Annotated in this window: 15 protein-coding genes; 8 read left to right on the top strand and 7 right to left on the bottom strand. The window is 34.5% G+C overall.

The genetic code is table 11. The features are described 5' to 3' along the window. Positions 1–13 precede the first annotated feature (13 nt). Together oadA and E7Z81_RS06750 are read right to left on the bottom strand one after the other, a co-directional pair. Entirely contained in the window at positions 14–1,735 is a 1,722-nt protein-coding gene (oadA, locus tag E7Z81_RS06755) for a sodium-extruding oxaloacetate decarboxylase subunit alpha (protein ID WP_292745640.1), read from the bottom strand. 151 nt (positions 1,736–1,886) lie between these two features. After that, entirely contained in the window at positions 1,887–2,981 is a 1,095-nt protein-coding gene (locus E7Z81_RS06750; protein ID WP_292745638.1) for an inositol-3-phosphate synthase, read from the bottom strand. A 173-nt stretch (positions 2,982–3,154) separates the two neighbouring features. On the opposite strand from E7Z81_RS06750, the gene E7Z81_RS06745 reads away from it, so the two are divergent. The 3 genes from E7Z81_RS06745 (at position 3,155) to E7Z81_RS06735 (ending at position 7,423) form a co-directional block, all read left to right on the top strand. Further along, positions 3,155–3,997: a UbiA family prenyltransferase gene (locus E7Z81_RS06745; RefSeq protein ID WP_292745636.1), complete on the top strand. Its 843-nt coding sequence runs from the start codon at positions 3,155–3,157 to the stop codon at positions 3,995–3,997. A 12-nt stretch (positions 3,998–4,009) separates the two neighbouring features. Then, entirely contained in the window at positions 4,010–5,725 is a 1,716-nt protein-coding gene (locus E7Z81_RS06740) for a glycosyltransferase family 39 protein (protein WP_292745634.1), read from the top strand. Positions 5,726–5,866: 141 nt separating this feature from the next. Beyond that, positions 5,867–7,423 carry an NERD domain-containing protein gene (locus tag E7Z81_RS06735; protein ID WP_292745632.1) on the top strand — a complete coding sequence of 519 codons (1,557 nt, stop codon included), beginning with the start codon at positions 5,867–5,869 and terminating at the stop codon, positions 7,421–7,423. Positions 7,424–7,433: 10 nt separating this feature from the next. Here the strand turns inward: E7Z81_RS06735 and E7Z81_RS06730 are convergent, their stop codons facing one another. Together E7Z81_RS06730 and E7Z81_RS06725 are read right to left on the bottom strand one after the other, a co-directional pair. Next, positions 7,434–8,483, bottom strand: a complete 1,050-nt coding sequence (locus tag E7Z81_RS06730) for an N-acetylneuraminate synthase family protein (RefSeq protein ID WP_292745630.1) — start codon at positions 8,481–8,483, stop codon at positions 7,434–7,436. A gap of 5 nt (positions 8,484–8,488) precedes the next feature. Beyond that, positions 8,489–10,156: a UDP-2,4-diacetamido-2,4,6-trideoxy-beta-L-altropyranose hydrolase gene (locus E7Z81_RS06725; RefSeq protein WP_292745628.1), complete on the bottom strand. Its 1,668-nt coding sequence runs from the start codon at positions 10,154–10,156 to the stop codon at positions 8,489–8,491. Positions 10,157–10,245: 89 nt separating this feature from the next. Between E7Z81_RS06725 and hypD the strand changes: the two genes are divergently transcribed. From hypD to E7Z81_RS06710, 3 genes are read left to right on the top strand one after another with little or no spacing between them, the layout of a single operon-like run. Continuing rightward, entirely contained in the window at positions 10,246–11,292 is a 1,047-nt protein-coding gene (hypD, locus tag E7Z81_RS06720) for a hydrogenase formation protein HypD (RefSeq protein WP_292745688.1), read from the top strand. Between the two features lies 1 nt (position 11,293). Beyond that, positions 11,294–11,998 (top strand): phosphoglycolate phosphatase, encoded by a 705-nt coding sequence (locus E7Z81_RS06715; protein WP_292745626.1) that lies wholly within the window; start codon positions 11,294–11,296, stop codon positions 11,996–11,998. A gap of 7 nt (positions 11,999–12,005) precedes the next feature. Continuing rightward, entirely contained in the window at positions 12,006–13,316 is a 1,311-nt protein-coding gene (locus tag E7Z81_RS06710; protein WP_292745624.1) for a TldD/PmbA family protein, read from the top strand. Positions 13,317–13,331: 15 nt separating this feature from the next. On the opposite strand, the gene E7Z81_RS06705 is transcribed toward E7Z81_RS06710, so the two are convergent. The 3 genes from E7Z81_RS06705 to glp are packed head-to-tail and all read right to left on the bottom strand — an operon-like array spanning position 13,332 to position 15,304. Next, entirely contained in the window at positions 13,332–13,583 is a 252-nt protein-coding gene (locus E7Z81_RS06705; RefSeq protein ID WP_292745622.1) for a hypothetical protein, read from the bottom strand. 9 nt (positions 13,584–13,592) lie between these two features. After that, entirely contained in the window at positions 13,593–14,054 is a 462-nt protein-coding gene (locus E7Z81_RS06700; RefSeq protein WP_292745620.1) for a GyrI-like domain-containing protein, read from the bottom strand. Positions 14,055–14,080: 26 nt separating this feature from the next. Continuing rightward, positions 14,081–15,304 carry a gephyrin-like molybdotransferase Glp gene (gene glp / locus E7Z81_RS06695; RefSeq protein WP_292745618.1) on the bottom strand — a complete coding sequence of 408 codons (1,224 nt, stop codon included), beginning with the start codon at positions 15,302–15,304 and terminating at the stop codon, positions 14,081–14,083. Between the two features lie 106 nt (positions 15,305–15,410). Between glp and eif1A the strand changes: the two genes are divergently transcribed. Both eif1A and E7Z81_RS06685 read left to right on the top strand, forming a co-directional pair. Continuing rightward, positions 15,411–15,716 carry a translation initiation factor eIF-1A gene (eif1A, locus tag E7Z81_RS06690; protein ID WP_292739265.1) on the top strand — a complete coding sequence of 102 codons (306 nt, stop codon included), beginning with the start codon at positions 15,411–15,413 and terminating at the stop codon, positions 15,714–15,716. 27 nt (positions 15,717–15,743) lie between these two features. Continuing rightward, on the top strand, positions 15,744–16,517 hold the full coding sequence (locus E7Z81_RS06685) for a serine protein kinase RIO (RefSeq protein ID WP_292745616.1): 774 nt from the start codon (positions 15,744–15,746) through the stop codon (positions 16,515–16,517). The last annotated feature ends 8 nt before the right edge of the window (positions 16,518–16,525 follow it).

Genomic DNA, 16,525 nt, shown 5'->3' with positions numbered 1-16,525 from the left:
GAATTAAGGTAATCTATTTGATTACCATTATAATATCACCAATGCTTACTGCATCACCAGGTTCCACAAAGATTTCCTCAACGACACCGTCAACTTCAGACTGAATATCGTTTTCCATCTTCATAGCCTCAATAACACAGATTGTTGAACCTTTTTCGACTTTATCCCCAACATTAACATTGAGTTTAATAACCATACCCTGCATTGCAGAGATTACTCCACCTTCAATATCACCGACAGGACCTCCAGTTGTTCTGGTTCCTTCACCGATTTCCATAAATCCGGTAGGCATGATTTTAACTTCAAATACGTCTCCATCGACTTCAACATTATATTCTGTTGGAATTCCAATTCCTTCATCTTCATTAAGTGAACGAGGAGCTTTGAGCTCTTCCTCTTCAGCTTCACCTTTAAGGAATTTAGGAGCGATAGGAGGATATAACGCATATGTTAAAGCATCTTCATCTGATTTGACAAAACCTTCAGCTTCACCTTCAGATTTGAATTTATCGAATTCAGGTTCGATTAAATCAGCAGGCCTGCAGGTAATGACTTCTTCATCTCCGATGATTCTTTTGGATATTTCAGGATCAACTGGAGCTGGAGGTTTACCATACATTCCTTTCATGTATTCTTTAACTTCATTGGATACGGTTTTGTATCTTTCTCCACCTAAAACGTTCATTACTGATTGAATACCTACAATTTGACTTGTTGGAGTTACTAATGGTGGGTATCCCATGTCTTTTCTAACACGAGGCATTTCTTCCAATACGTCAGCATATCTGTCAAGAGCATTTTGCTCTTTAAGTTGAGAAACAAGATTTGAAAGCATTCCACCAGGAATTTGGTATAATAATACATCAGCATCAATACTTTCAGAAATAGGGTCAAGAATACCTGCGTATTTTTCTCTGATATCGTCAAAGTATTTTTTAATGTGAGACAATAATTTTAAATCCAAACCGGTATCATAAGGAGTTCCCTGGAGTGCTGCAACCATACTTTCAGTAGGTGGTTGGCTTGTTCCCCATGCAAGAGGAGAAATTGCAGTATCCAAGATATCGACACCAGCCTGACATGCTGCATAATAACTTACAGGAGTCATACCACTGGTACAGTGACTGTGTAAATCAACTAGCAAATCAGTTTCCTCTTTTAATTTGGACACCAATTCGTAAGCTGCAGAAGGAGTGATTAAACCAGCCATATCCTTAATAGCTACGGAATCACAGTCAAGTGCTTCTAAATTTTTTGCAAGGTCTACAAAATCATCAATTGTATGTACAGGGCTGATTGTGTAACTTATTGTACCTTGTACATGAGCTCCTTGATCTTTAGCTACTTTAATTGCCTTTTCCATGTTCCTTATATCATTTAATGCATCAAAAATTCTGAAAATGTCTACCCCATTTTCATAAGATTTTTCCACGAATTTTGTAACAACATCGTCAGCATAATGTTTGTAACCTACTAAATTTTGTCCTCTTAAAAGCATTTGAACAGGAGTTTTATTGAATTCAGCTTTTAATTGTCTTAATCTTTCCCATGGATCTTCGTTTAAATATCTTATACATGTATCAAAAGTAGCTCCACCCCAAGCTTCAACAGAGAAATATCCTACATTGTCCATCTCTTCAGCAATAGGAATCATGTCTCTTGTTCTCATCCTAGTTGCAAGCAAGGATTGGTGAGCATCACGAAGCGCTGTTTCTGTAAATCTTACTTTTGCCATTAATTTACACCTCTTTCAAATTTTATTTAATAAATAATCATAAAATATCCAACTATAATATATGTTTTTTGTATTATATAAATTAATTATATAAAATAATTTAATTTTAAAAAAAAAGTAGTGTTAAAAAAAAGAAAAAATAATTGAAAAATTATCTTTCTAATTCGCCAGAAATGAATTTTTCAACATTTTCATATGCTTCATCATCAGTGTACTGTACCGGAGGGTGTTTCATGGTGTATGAAGAAATAGAAGTTAATTGACCACCGACACCTCTTTCTAAACCGAGTTTACAGCATCTTACTGCATCAATAACACAACCTGCAGAGTTTGGAGAATCTTCTACACTTAATCTGAGTTCGATGTTCATTGGAACATCACCGAATGTACGACCTTCCATTCTGAGGAAGCATAACTTATTATCATTTTGCCATGGCACGTAATCACTTGGACCAATGTGAATATCCCTGTCATCCATTCTTTCTTTTAATACGGATTGAACAGCTTCAGTTTTGGACTCTTTTTTGGAGTCTAATCTTTCACGATTGAGCATGTTTAAAAAGTCAGTGTTACCACCAGTGTTGATTTGATAGGTTTTGTCTAATTTTACACCCCTATCCATGAATAAGCTAGCTAGTGTTCTGTGAGTAATGGTAGCACCAATTTGAGCTTTAATATCGTCACCAACTATAGGAATACCTTTTTCTCTGAATTTAGCATCCCATTCATCATCACTTACAATAAATACAGGCATACAATTCACATATGCTATTCCTGCATCAAGAGCGCATTGTGCATAGTATCTTGCTGCTTGTTCTGAACCTACAGGCAAGTAATTAACTAAAATTTCTGCACCGCTTTCTTTTAAAACACTAACAACGTCAACAGGTTCAGCATCACTTACAACAAAAGTGTACTCATCATCATAATTGGACATGTGTTCTGCAACACCATCCAAAACATGACCCATACTTACTTTAACATCATATTTAGGAATATCCTTTTGGAAAACAGTGGTACAGTTAGGTTTAGCGAATATTGCTTCGTCAATAGTTTTTCCGACTTTTCTTGCATCTACATCGAAAGCCGCAACAACGTCGATATCACTAGGTTCATAACCACCAATATCCCAATGCATAAGTCCTATAGCATCTTCTGGTTTTTTACCATCATAATAATGAATTCCTTGAATAAGTGAACTTGCACAGTTACCTATTCCAACAATAGCTATTTTAATTTTATCCAAATTTAACACCAGCTAAAAATTTAATCAAATAATAATTTTAATAAATAAAATACTAATATTATGTTATGTAATATACTTTATAAAATTATGCTTTATTTTAATGATTTCTAATAAAAAATATATTCTATAATCATATAAATAATACTCAATGAAAACATTAGAGGGAAAATATAATGAATCCGTATGTTGAAATTTTAAGACCTGGAAATGCAATAATGGGTGGAATTGTTGTAATTTTAATAGCTATTATAAACAGGAGTTTTAATTTACCGATAATTCTTGCATTTTTAGCAGTGTTTTTTGAAACTGCTGCAGGAAATGTTATAAATGATTATTTTGATTATCAGATTGATTTGATCAACAAGCCCGAACGACCAATACCCTCAGGGAGAATTTCACTGACCGCAGGTCGAAATTACAGTTATGTATTATTCCTTCTTGGAACAATATGTGGATTTTTAATAAGTTATCTGACTCAAAATTGGATTCCTTTCATTATTGTGCTGATTGCAGACGTTGTCCTTTACTTATACGCATATAAGTTAAAATCAACACCGCTAATCGGAAATCTTGCAGTGGGATTCATGACAGGTTTCGGATTTGTATTTGCAGGATTCAGTTTAAACAACCCTGAAATAGTATTGACTTCAATATATCTTGGATTCTTTGCATTTGTAATGACAACCGCCCGTGAACTTGTAAAGGACATAGAGGACATGGAAGGAGATAAAGCTGAAGGAGCAAAAACTTTACCTATTTTATATGGAGAAAAAATTACTGCAACACTGGCATTTATTTTAATAATAATCGATTGCGCACTCTGCCCGTTATTATACTTCATCAACATCTTCGGTTTTTACTATCTGATTGTTATAGCAATAGCTGTTTTACTGTTTATCTACTCAGCATTTTTAATTATCAGAAATCAGGACAGAAAAACAGCAGGGAAAGTTTCAAAATATCTGAAGATAGGAATGTTGATTGCATTTGTTGCATTTATATTTGGATCATTTTAAGGAGAATTTTAAATGAATTTAATGGAACGCAAACGAGACATCATTGCAATTTCATCATTGCTGCTGATTGTTATAGTGATAACATTATTATTGCTCAATATTGATGGAAAAGCAGGAGTGTATTACGTCAGAGATGTCTTTTTCTACCTGAACAATGCGCTTTTCTATGCAGGTTATGATACAGGACTGGCCAACACACGAGGGCTGTCCCCGTTCATCCCAATGTTAACTTCAATATTTTTCAGAATGGGATTCATATCTGATTTAACAATAATTGTCGTAAGCAGCGCATTTTACGTATTGGCCGCATTAGGAATGTATTTCCTGTTAAGATTACGATTCGATGAAGTTTTGAGTTTTACCGGATCAATGATATTGTCAACATTTCCGCTGATAATTGTATGGGTTACAAAAGGAATGCTTGACATTCCGGGAATCTGCCTGTCAATCTGGGCGGTTTATTTCATGATACTGTCATTTAAGAAAAGTACAAAGTTTTTCTACATTGCAATACCCCTCATCATACTGGGATTCTTTACAAGGTATACTGTCCTTTTGATGTTTCCGGTGATTTTTATTCAATTTTTACTGGTTGACAACCCTATTTCATATATAAAAACCAACATCAGAGACATTATAATTGGATGTGTTTGTGGTGCATTGGTATTTGCAGTATTTATCGGAATTTATTACTACCTTGACATAGGACTGTTTTTCGTATCACAGGGCAGCGACATAACAAATTCAACACATAATGCATTAACCGCAAACAATCCTTTCTATTACGTGAAAAACTTTTTAATTTATATGGGAGCTGCTCATTTTATTCCGTACTCATTAAAACCGGGAGCATTCCTAATAGACAAAATGCAATGGACAGGAGGATATCCGTCAATAATCTCATACATTTTACTTGTAATCCTGATAGCGGGAATTGTATTATATCTGAAAAAATTATTCACCCCTGAAAACATAAACGCAATAAAAAATGAACATTACAAAATAAAACTGGCAATATTCATCGTAGGGCTTGCAATTTATCTAATCACATTTACAAAAGTGTCTATCGTAATAACAATCGGAATAATCACAATTGCACTTCTGGCTCTTTACAGATTGCTGAATAAAGCGGAAATGGATGAATTCACCTTTGATTTTGTTATGTTTTACTGGTTTGTAGTGAACTTCACATTCATTTCATATTATCATATCAAAGTTGACCGTTACTTTATGCCAGTACTTCCGGTAATTGCATATTTCGTGATTGTTTCACTTTCATTGATATTCAACAGGCTGAAAAACATCAATTACATTGACAAAATTAAAGTAATCGCACCAATCGGATTGATTTGTTTAATATTATTATGTACCGGAGCTTTTGCACTTTCAAGCACCCCGCATACATATGATGATCAGACACCTGCAAACTTTGAAACAGCAGCCGCAGAAGAGAAAAATGTCGGGGAATGGTTAATGAAACATGACCCCCAATACCTCAATAAAACCATTTGGGCAGACCGTGGAGGGGACATGTCATTTATAATGAAAAAGCAAATTCCATCCTGTGAAAAAGAGTCAAATTCAACGGATTTTGTTGATAAGATGCAAAGTCAAAATGTGACATACTTTATTGCAGCCGACAACAAGACAATTGGAAGTCCATACACTGAAATTTATCACAACGGAGAAGTTCACTTATATTATTTGGATAATAGCTATGGAATATGAAATATTATTTAAAATAAATGTTAATTAAACATAATTTCCATAGAAAGATTATCAAATTCAAGTAAAAATTATGATTAAATTAGAAACATATATAAAAAGAAAAATAAAAAAATAGTATCATAAAAATTTTAAGAGGATAATATGAAAGTTGTATGCTGTAAGAACTGTGGTGCAAAATACCAACTCGATGACGATGACGATATATCTACATTCGAGTGTTCTTCCTGTGCAGGCGACTTAGAATACTTGGAAGAGTATTCTGATGATGAAAATAACTCTCGTTCCTCATTTATTGATTCATTCAAGTATGACAATTCACAAATCGTTCAATGTGAAGACTGCGGATTGAAATATAAAATCAAAAACAGTGACAGCATACTTGATTATGAATGTGATAGCTGTGGAGGTTCTTTAAGATATTTAGACGAAGAAATGAATAAAGAATTGGATAAATATATTGAAGAAAGACGAAAAGAAGTTAAAAACATTAGACAAGAATCACAATTCCAAGAAAAACAGCCTGAAACCGAAGAAGAACAAACAGAGGATAGTCCACGCTCACTAAAATCAATTACTGGCAGATTAGAAAATTTCTTCTCAGAAGAACATATGCTAGAAATAGCTAAAGTTGAAAAGAAAGAAGAAGAGCTTAAACTTGAACAAGAAGCTAATTCTAGAACTGCAAGAACAACAATTCCTCAAAATGTGTTATCAAAATTTGGAAAAGAATTCGCACTTCCAAAAACCAACGACTACAATATTCTTAAAAACTTCCTTAAAGACGAATTCTTCAAAGGAATGAAAGAGTATTATCCTGATAACATGAACGAAAAATCTAGTAAAAGATCCATGGGAAGTTTCATTGACAGGCTGAAAATACCTGAACCTGATGAAAATACAGGCGAGATTTCCGGCTCACTTTTTGACCCTGGAAAAAATGACTTTGATTTTTCAAATCTAGATACAAATACCATGATTCTCATTCTTGGAGCAGTTATTTTTATTTTAAGTATTATTGAAATATTACTGTTCAACAGTGGTATTGGAATCGTTGCTTTATTTATTGGCGTAATTATCTTATGTTATGGAATTTATAAAACTAGAGATGTTAAAGAAACTGAAATTAGAACAAGAATCATCAGAGAACATTTATTAACCTTACCAGATGATTACTACGTGTTCTACAATGTTAAAACTCCAACATCCAACGCTAGCATAAACCATTTAGTTGTAGGTCCAACTGGAATATACGCTTTATTATCCCAAAAATACAATCCAAAACTCAGATTGGAATCTGAAAATGAAAACTTGAATTTGATTGGATCTAGTGAACTAGAGGAAGATAAAATTGAAGAATTCCACGACACTGGAAATGTGAGAAGATTTAGATATACCACAAAACAGGCTAAATTCTCACAAGACAATAAAATCAAACAAAAAGCATTGGCTTTAGGTGAAGATTTAATTAACTTCCTTAATGACAACAACATTAAAAATTGCTTTGTCGAACCTTTAGTAGGTTTCATTAACAATGAAGTTGTTGTGATAAATTTACCTTTAACAGATGAAGATTTATTTATCGAAGAATTATTAAATCAAATTCAAACCAGTACAATTAAATTAGACTCTGAAACAATCGATAAATGTGCTGTTTTAATCAACAACTACTCTGCAGATTGTTCTTCAGAAATAATTTAATTTCTTTTTTTTATTTTAACATTTTAAAACTAATTAAAGTATCTTCAGAAATGTCTGTGCATGCTGTTTTTCCGACAACATCATCAACATCCACAGGAGAAATGCCTATGCCCGGACGTTTGAATGTAATGTCTTCTCTTGAGATGCATTCTCCTTTTTTAATATCTCTTTTAGCGACTATGGATTTACGATATTCCTTTCTTGCATATGATTCGCAAATCAACGGCTGTTTATTCATGCGTCCGTTAATCTTTGATAAAAATAGTACATTTCTTTTAAATTTAATAACGTCATCTGCATCCATTGCATAACATGAATCAACACCGGAATATTTTTTATCGAATGTGAAATGTTTTTCCAATACATCAGCGCCGTAATTATATGCAGTTGTTAAAACGGCCATTTCATCATCAGGTTGAGTGTGGTCTGAATAGCCTATTTCATATTCAGGGAAATTCTCCACCAAATCTTTAATCATCAATAAATTAGCATCCTCATATCTTGTGGGAAAAGACAGAACAGAATGCATTATTACTACATCCACTGTAGAAACTTCTTCAATAGCTCTGATTGCTTGTTTAATCTCAAGTAAAGTAGCCGCACCGGTTGAAAGCAGAATCGGTTTATTTTTACATGCAATATGTTTAATAAAGGGAATATTTGTTATGTCTGAAGAGGAAATTTTATAAATATCCAAAAAATCCTCCAGATAATCTGCAGATTCAAAATCAAGAGGTGATGATAAAAATACCATTCCTATGCTGTGGCAGTAATCGGCCAATTGCCTAAATTCACCAACTCCAAATTTATCAAATTGTTTAAAAGAATCGAAATATGAATTTTTAGATATGTCCAGACTGTCAAGTGCATCGACATCTCTTGAAATTATGTTTTCAGCCTTGAATGATTGAAACATTACTGCATCGACACCGCATTCATGAGCTTCATTGATTAAAAATTTAGCAGCTTCCAAATCTGCAATTCCTTCCTTTAAAGCGAATTCATAAAATGCAACACTTATGTCCGCTATTAAAAATGGTTTTTTAGTAAATACTCTCATAATAATCATTTTTGATTAAATACGAATTTCCTATATTCTTCTTCCACAACGGAAAGCATATTTTCAAATCCGTACCTTAAATCCAAATTCAACATCCGTTCATTCAATTCCAATCTTAAATCATAATTATTTACCAGGTTAGCAAAACAGTCAATGATTTCCTGTCTTCCGACATCCCTGCCAAGCCCCAAATTGATAAATCCGTGATCAGGATTAATGAATGAATGTGACAGCTCTCTTTCATTTTGACATAAAACGATTGCCGGAACGCCCAATGAGCAGATTTCATAAACTGATTTGTCTGCAGATGTGAAAACAATATCTGCCTTGAATATGAATTCACTGACATTTGCAACATTTCTATAGATTTGGATTAACGGATTTGATTCATACTTGGATATGATTTCTTCCAAACGGGCGTAACCCAGTCCAACAATGACATCAATTCTGCCGTCATAATTTGTGGCCAGTATTGCATCAATGACTTTTTCTGTTAAATCATCAGCATCTGTATTTCCAAACTTAATCAGTATCCTGTTAACATCATTAGTAATGATTTTGGAAGGCTGATAGAAAAATTCATCGTTTAAAATAAAGTATTTATAGCTAGTGAATGCATTTTCCTCGGATAAGTCATGTTCATATAAATCATCAAATACCACATCGGCAATGCCGCTTCCCAAACCAACATCCTCAAAGTTTACAACAAAATATCCGTCAGTTTTTAAAGATGAAACATATTCTCCAGAGGTATTTAAAATATCGTTGAGAACAATGTGAGGATTATATTCCTTTAAAATTTTAAATAAATCATCAAAATCATCATAGGTTTTAAATGAATAATTGAATTTATTTATCATGTCTATTCCTAACTGATAGTGCTCATCAATTAAAAACAGAACTTCATGAAATACCAGCTTTGAGGCTATGGTAATGCAGCGGTCCATGTGACTGGTTCCGATTTCATCATTTGCATTAACAACAATAGCTATCCTTTTCTTTTTGAGATAATTTTCAGCGAGCCACCAGTCCTCATACTCCTCAATATTGACACTTTCTTCACGGGAAACTTCAACAATGCCGATGTTTGTTCCCAAGCGTGAATTTTCATGAACAAATGATCTTCTAGTGGCCAAGATTGCACCGGTTTCCTTTAATGATATCGGTAAATCCTGCTTGTCACACCTTTCAATGTAATTTGGGAAATATCTCTGATTGTTTTCATCATATCCCCAACTTAAATTCCTATCGTCAACAACTGAAATCACACTGTCAATGCTGAAATCTTCAAATTTTTCGATAACCTTATCCAAAGACTCCGGTTTAATTAATGGTGAGGTAGGCTGAAGTGTAATAACAATATCGTATTCATCAAAAGCCAATTTTTCCTTTTGAATCATTGCATCATGAATAACCGGGTCAAGAGGAACTTCATCTGTTGAAAGTTCTTCGGAACGCCTGATAACACTGGCTCCGAATTTTTCGGCTATCAATGCTATTTGAGAATCATCAGTGGTTACAACAACATCATCAACATACTGGGAAGCCTTGGCTATCTCGATTGAATAAGAGATTAACGGTTTATTGTTAAGTAACCTCAAATTCTTGCGAGGAATGCCTTTTGAACCTCCCCTTGCAGGTATAACCACTAATATCATATTATTATTAAACATAAATATCCCTTATAATATAATAAAATATAATTAATACAATACTAAATATATAGGTAGTATAATATTAAATCTTCGGTGTTAGAATGAATATGAAAAATATGTCTGAAAAGTTATTAAGTAAAATTAACGAACTAGCCACACCCGTTAAAATAATGCACGTGTGTGGTTCCCATGAACATACTATAATGGAAAATGGAATAAGAAGTCTTCTTCCTGACGAAGTGGAAATCATTGCAGGTCCAGGATGTCCTGTCTGTGTAGTGCCTTCACGTGAAATTGATGAGGCACTGGAACTCATAGACAAGGGAGTGACAATTACCACATTCGGAGACATGCTGAGAGTTCCTGGTTCTGAAAGGTCACTTGCAGATGCAAAAGCGGAAGGTGGAGATGTAAGAGTAGTGTATGGAATTAACAGAGCTATTGAAATAGCTGAAAAAGAAGATAATGATGTTGCTTTTATATCCGCAGGATTTGAAACCACAGCACCTACAACAGCTGCAGAACTGTTATCCACACCACCGGAAAACTTTTCAGTATTATCCTGTCACAGACTAATTCCACCGGCAATTGACTTTTTAATCAATTCCGGAGAAACCAGTTTGAACGCATTGATTCAGCCTGGACATGTCTGTACAATAATCGGAACAAAACCTTTTGAATATTTCTCAACCGACTTCGGAATACCACAGGCAGTAGCAGGATTTAATCCTCTGGACATACTGATGTCCGTTTACATGATTTTAAGACAAATACACAATGACACACCGAAAATTGAAAATGAATACAAAAGAGCTGTACGTGAAGAAGGAAACGTCATAGCTCAAGACATGATTGACCAGGTATTCGACGTCACATCAAGGGAATGGAGAGGATTTCCAAAAATTCCAAATTCAATCCTTGAAATTAAAGACGAATTCAGCGAGTTCAATGCACGTGAAAAATACGACATTGAAGTTAAAGATGTTAATGAAGCACCTGCAGGCTGCATATGCGGACCTATCTTAAGAGGCCTTGCAAGACCTGAAGACTGCAAACTATTCAGAAAAGCATGCAATCCGCTACACCCAATCGGAGCATGTATGGTAAGTAAGGAAGGAACATGCAACATCGCACACAGATATTCAAGAGGATAATATGAGAATAGAAGCAATTGCAGTAGATATTGATGGAACAATAACTGACGATACAAGAAAAATATGCATTTCCGCAATTGAAGCCTTAAGAAAGGCGGAAGATGCAGGAATTCCTACAATAATCGTTACCGGAAATGTTGTAAATTATGCCTATGCTGCAGAAGTACTTATAGGCTGCAGCGGAGGACTTGTAGCAGAAAACGGAGGAGTTGTGTTTAAGGAAGGTGAAAACAACAATGCCGTTGAAACAATGGTTGAAAGAGACTTTGTCACTTCAGCCGAAAATCACTTGAAAGAAAAGTTAGGTGAAAAATTCAACAAACATGCCTCCCACGACAACATGTACAGACTAACAGAAACCGTCTTTTACAAAACCATTGACAGAGAAGAATTGGAAGAATCTTTAAAAGATTTCAAATATTTGGATAATCTTGAAATTTATGACAGCGGCTTTGCACTTCACATTACCGATAAAAGAGTGAATAAAGGAAGTTCACTCAAATATTTATGCGAAAGAAATGGAATAAATATGGAAAATGTAATGGCTATTGGAGACAGCGAAAATGATGAAGATTTCTTAAAAGAAGTGGGATATAAGATTGCTGTCGGAAATGCTGAAGACAAACTCAAACAGATCAGCACATACACCTGCGAAAAATTATTCGGAGACGGTGTAGCTGAAGCCATCGAAAAATTTGCACTATAGTGATAATATGATATATGAAATAGCTGAAAAAGCAAAAAATGCTGTAAAAAATAACTGTGATGCCTACGAGATTTATGTAGATGAATCAAACGTTATTGAACTTGACTCCAAACAGGACGAGCTGAACTTTGCAAAAGAAGAAATCGAGCAAGGGGTCGGAATAAGAATCATCAAAGACAATAGAATAGGTTTTGCATTTACATCAAACTTGGATAAAATTTCCCAAACAGCAAATCAAGCTATTGAAAATGCAAAATTAACAAAGCAAGATGAAAATTATGCCTTTGCCGAAGAAGAAAAAGTGGTTGATGTAAAAAAAGTTTATGATAATAAATTCAATGATTTAGACCTTGATGAAGGTGTTGAACTTTTAAAGAATGTTATCTCAACAGCCACCGACAGCGGATGCGAAGTAACCGGTTCAGGTTTTTCAGCAAGTGAAGGACGTTCATTAATTCTCAATTCCAACGGAGTTTCAATAGAAGATGAAGGAACAGGCTTTGGAATAGCATTGTCCGTGACACTTCAAAAAGACGGAGAAATTGCAACTGCATACAATTCCCAGTCCTCAAGATTCTTCGATCTTGATGGTGAAAAATTAGCAAATGAAGTATGTGATTTAGCAAAAAGATCACTAAACACTAAACCGGTAAAAACCAATGATTATGATGTAGTGCTTGACTACTATGCTGCAATTGGTCTTTTGCAGACATTTATGGGAGCATTCAATGGTGAAAATGTAAGAAGAGGAAGGTCGATTCTGAAAGATAAAATGGGCAGTGAAATAACAAACCCTACCCTTACAATTACAGACAATCCGCTTTTAGAAAAAGGAATGAACACCGGAAAATGTGACGGGGAAGGAACTCCATCTCAAAAAACTGACCTGATAAAAGATGGTGTTTTGAACTCATTTATTTATGATATCTACACTGCCAATACCGTAGATACCAAAACAACATCAAACGGATATAGAGGTTCATATTTAACAACCCCAATGATTGCACCAAGCAATCTGGAGTTTAAATTCAGTGAAATGAAGGATTTATCTGAAATTGACAAGGGAGTTCTGACAACTAGCGTACTGGGTGCACATACTGCAAATCCAATTTCCGGAGACTTCTCAGTTGAAGCAAGCAATGCATTCAAAATAGAAAACGGAGAATTGGCAGATCCTATTAATAAGGCCATGATTTCCGGAAACATATTTGAAATCATGAAAAAAGTAGAAGGTCTGAACTCCGAAATAAAGCAATACGGATCATTTGTCATGCCTAAACTATTGGCGCATGACTTGCGTGTTGTTGGTCAAAATTAAAAAAAAGAAGAAAAATTAAATTCTTTTTAATTTTTCTCTATATCTATCGAGTGAATCAGTTTTATAATCGTTTTCTAAATGAATGGAAGTCAATTCCTTGTTTTTGTCAAAATCTCTAATTTTTTCTTTTAAAATTTTATCAATATCTTTATCCAATTGTTTTAATTGGCTTTCATAAGCAAATTCTGTTTTTCGCATATTGATGTTGGTTTTGCGAGCAAGATTTGCAATTTCTTCTTCAATATCGATACCTTTCTTTTTAGACATCAAATCACCCTACATCTCAATTATAGGCAATTGAATTTCAGTTACGAATTCATCTTCGTCATCACAGTTGTAGAAGTTTTTAATTAGAACTTCTTTAGGAGATCCGATGATATCATAATGATTTGCTTGTGCGATTTCAACAAGTTCGGCATAGGTATCCATGATATTATCTGTGGAACCGTAATGCTTTCCGGCCAGAACCTTGTTTTCAATCATGTCCACGACACGAATTCTGTCAGTTTCATCTGCATCTTCTTTTATTGCAATGCTGACATCATAAACTACATCACCCTGATTTACTTCATGTCTTGGTGAGAAATAAACAATGAACGGTTCGCCTTCAGTTTCAATATTTTCAGCATCTACCCAACCCATTAGTATTGAAAGGAATATTCCTAAATCTTCAATTGGAGTTTTGCAGTTTATTACTCCTAATTTTTGTTCCGGAATCATTTTTACTTCATAATCCATAATAGCACCTACTTAAAATTTTAATTTTAATTGAATAAATAAACTTCTACTTCTTCACCCTCGTCAACCAGTTCAACCAATTTTGGAATTTTCACATAACCGTCGGCAGTGGAAAGTGAAAATATAGCTCCTGAATCCTTGAATATTGGCTGAATATTTTCACCATCTACTTTAACAAGCTGATACTGCATTCTTCCAACCTGAGAGTGAATTCTTTTTGTGATTTTGCCTTTAACAGTAGCCAATTCAAAGTCCTTGTCTATTCCTGCAAGTCTTGTTAAAGGTTCAGCTACAAATGCATTGAATATCATTAATGCAGAAACAGGATTTCCAGGAAGGCCGATGACAAGTTTGCCGTCAATGACGCCTACAATTGTCGGTTTTCCAGGCTGGACTGAAATTCCATGGATACGAACTTCTCCAAGCTCATCAAGAACATGTTTTAATACATCTCCCAAACCTGCTGATGTTCCGCCTGAACAGAACAGTATGTCAACTTCTTCAAGGGATGTAACTATCTTCTCTTTTACCTCATCATAGTCATCTCTCATAACCCCCAAGAATTTTGCATCTGCACCACAGGAAATGGCATCGTTTTTAATCATTCCACCATTTACATCATAGATTTTTCCATATTCCAGCTCTTCACCCTGAAGTGTAATTTCATTACCTGATGACACTATACCAACAGTCGGTTTTTTATAAACTTCAATAGTTTCAAATCCCTGGGAAAGCAAAACACCGATTTTACCAGGGTTGAGGAAATCACCTTTTTTAAGAATCAGTTTACCTTCTTCAATGTCAGAACCTTTTTTGGCAACATCCTGAAATGGTGTTACTGTAGTTAAAAGATTTACTTCGCCGTCCATCTTTTCAGCATATTCAACCATCAAAACAGCATCAGATCCTTCAGGCATTGCTGCGCCGGTACTGATTTCAATACATTTTCCTTTCTCTACCTTTTTATCGGTTGTTGCACCGGCTTCAAGAAAATCAATGACTTCCAAAGTGTTTGGAGATTCTTCGGATGCGCCGAAACTGTCACTGGCCATTATGGCAAATCCGTCCTTCAAGGCTTTGTTGAATGGAGGAAAGTCCATTCTTGAGTAAACATCTTCAAACAGTATTCTGCCATAAGCTTCACTTACATCAATCTCTTCACTTTGTGGCTTTAAGTTTTCATTAAATAAATTTTGAATAATATCAATAGCTTCATCACATTCTTTAATTTTTAAAAATTCGGTTCCCATTGTTACCACTTTATATAAAATCCAATAAATTAATATATAATATATTGATATAAATATAAATAATTTAATCTTATGGAGAACGTATTATTATTTTGGAGGAGAGTATTTGTCAAGACCTAATAACAATAATCAACAAGAGTACAGAAGAGTAAGAACTCCTAAAAAAGGAGAAATACCTGGAGTAGTTGAACAAATCATGGGACACGGAAAACTAAAAGTCCGCTGTGCTGACGGAAATATAAGAATGACCAGAATCCCTGGTAAAATGAAAAAACGTATTTGGATTCGTGAAGGAGATGTAATCCTTGTAAAACCATGGGACTTCCAGGCTGATGAAAAAGCAGACGTAATCTGGAGATACACCAAAACCGAATCCAACTGGCTTGAAAGAAAAGGCTACTTAAAAATGTAGTCTTCACTACTTATTTTTTTGATACAAATGGACCGCAAGATTGCTAAAGCCGACAAGGCACATGAAAAATTGCATTCCCAGAAAAGAAAAAAGGACAGTTCCGACAGGAAAGTGGGAAATGAAATTTTTGATAAGTTGACACTTGAGACATTATACAAATTAGCAAATCAGGGCCATATTGATGTTTTAAACGGCGCCATAAGTACAGGTAAAGAAGCCAACGTACTTACAGGCATTACAGACGATGAAAAATTTGTAGCTGTTAAAATCTATAGAATAGCTACTTCTGATTTTAAAAAAATGGACTATTACCTTAAAGGCGATCCGAGATTTAACATTAAAACCAAAAACAAAAGAAAAATCATCTATTCATGGGTTACAAAGGAATTTAAAAATCTGACCAGACTGTATAATGCTGGAGTAAATGTTCCCGAACCTATAACCAGTGCAAATAATGTATTGATTATTGAGTTTATCGGCGATGAAAACGGAAATCCTGCACAGCCCGTTAAAAACCAGCCGCCACAAAATCCTGATGAATTTTTCAACAAACTGCTTGTGCAGCTGAAACTCTTTGTAAATGAGGCAAAACTGGTTCATGGAGATTTGTCCAATTACAATATTTTAAATCTGAATGAAGAACCTGTTATCATTGATGTTTCACAGTCAGTAGTTTTAGACAATCCTATTTCTAAAGAACTGCTTGAAAGAGACATAAATACATTAGTTCGCGAATACACCAAACTTGGTGTTAAAACCAGTTTTGATGAAATATGGGAATATGTCAATCCCAAATTTTGAATACCTCC

This window comes from Methanobrevibacter sp., assembly GCF_015062935.1.
Classification (GTDB): Archaea; Methanobacteriota; Methanobacteria; order Methanobacteriales; family Methanobacteriaceae; genus Methanocatella.
The sequence above is the reverse complement of the archived record's forward strand: the minus strand, read 5'-3'. Positions and strand labels throughout refer to the sequence as shown.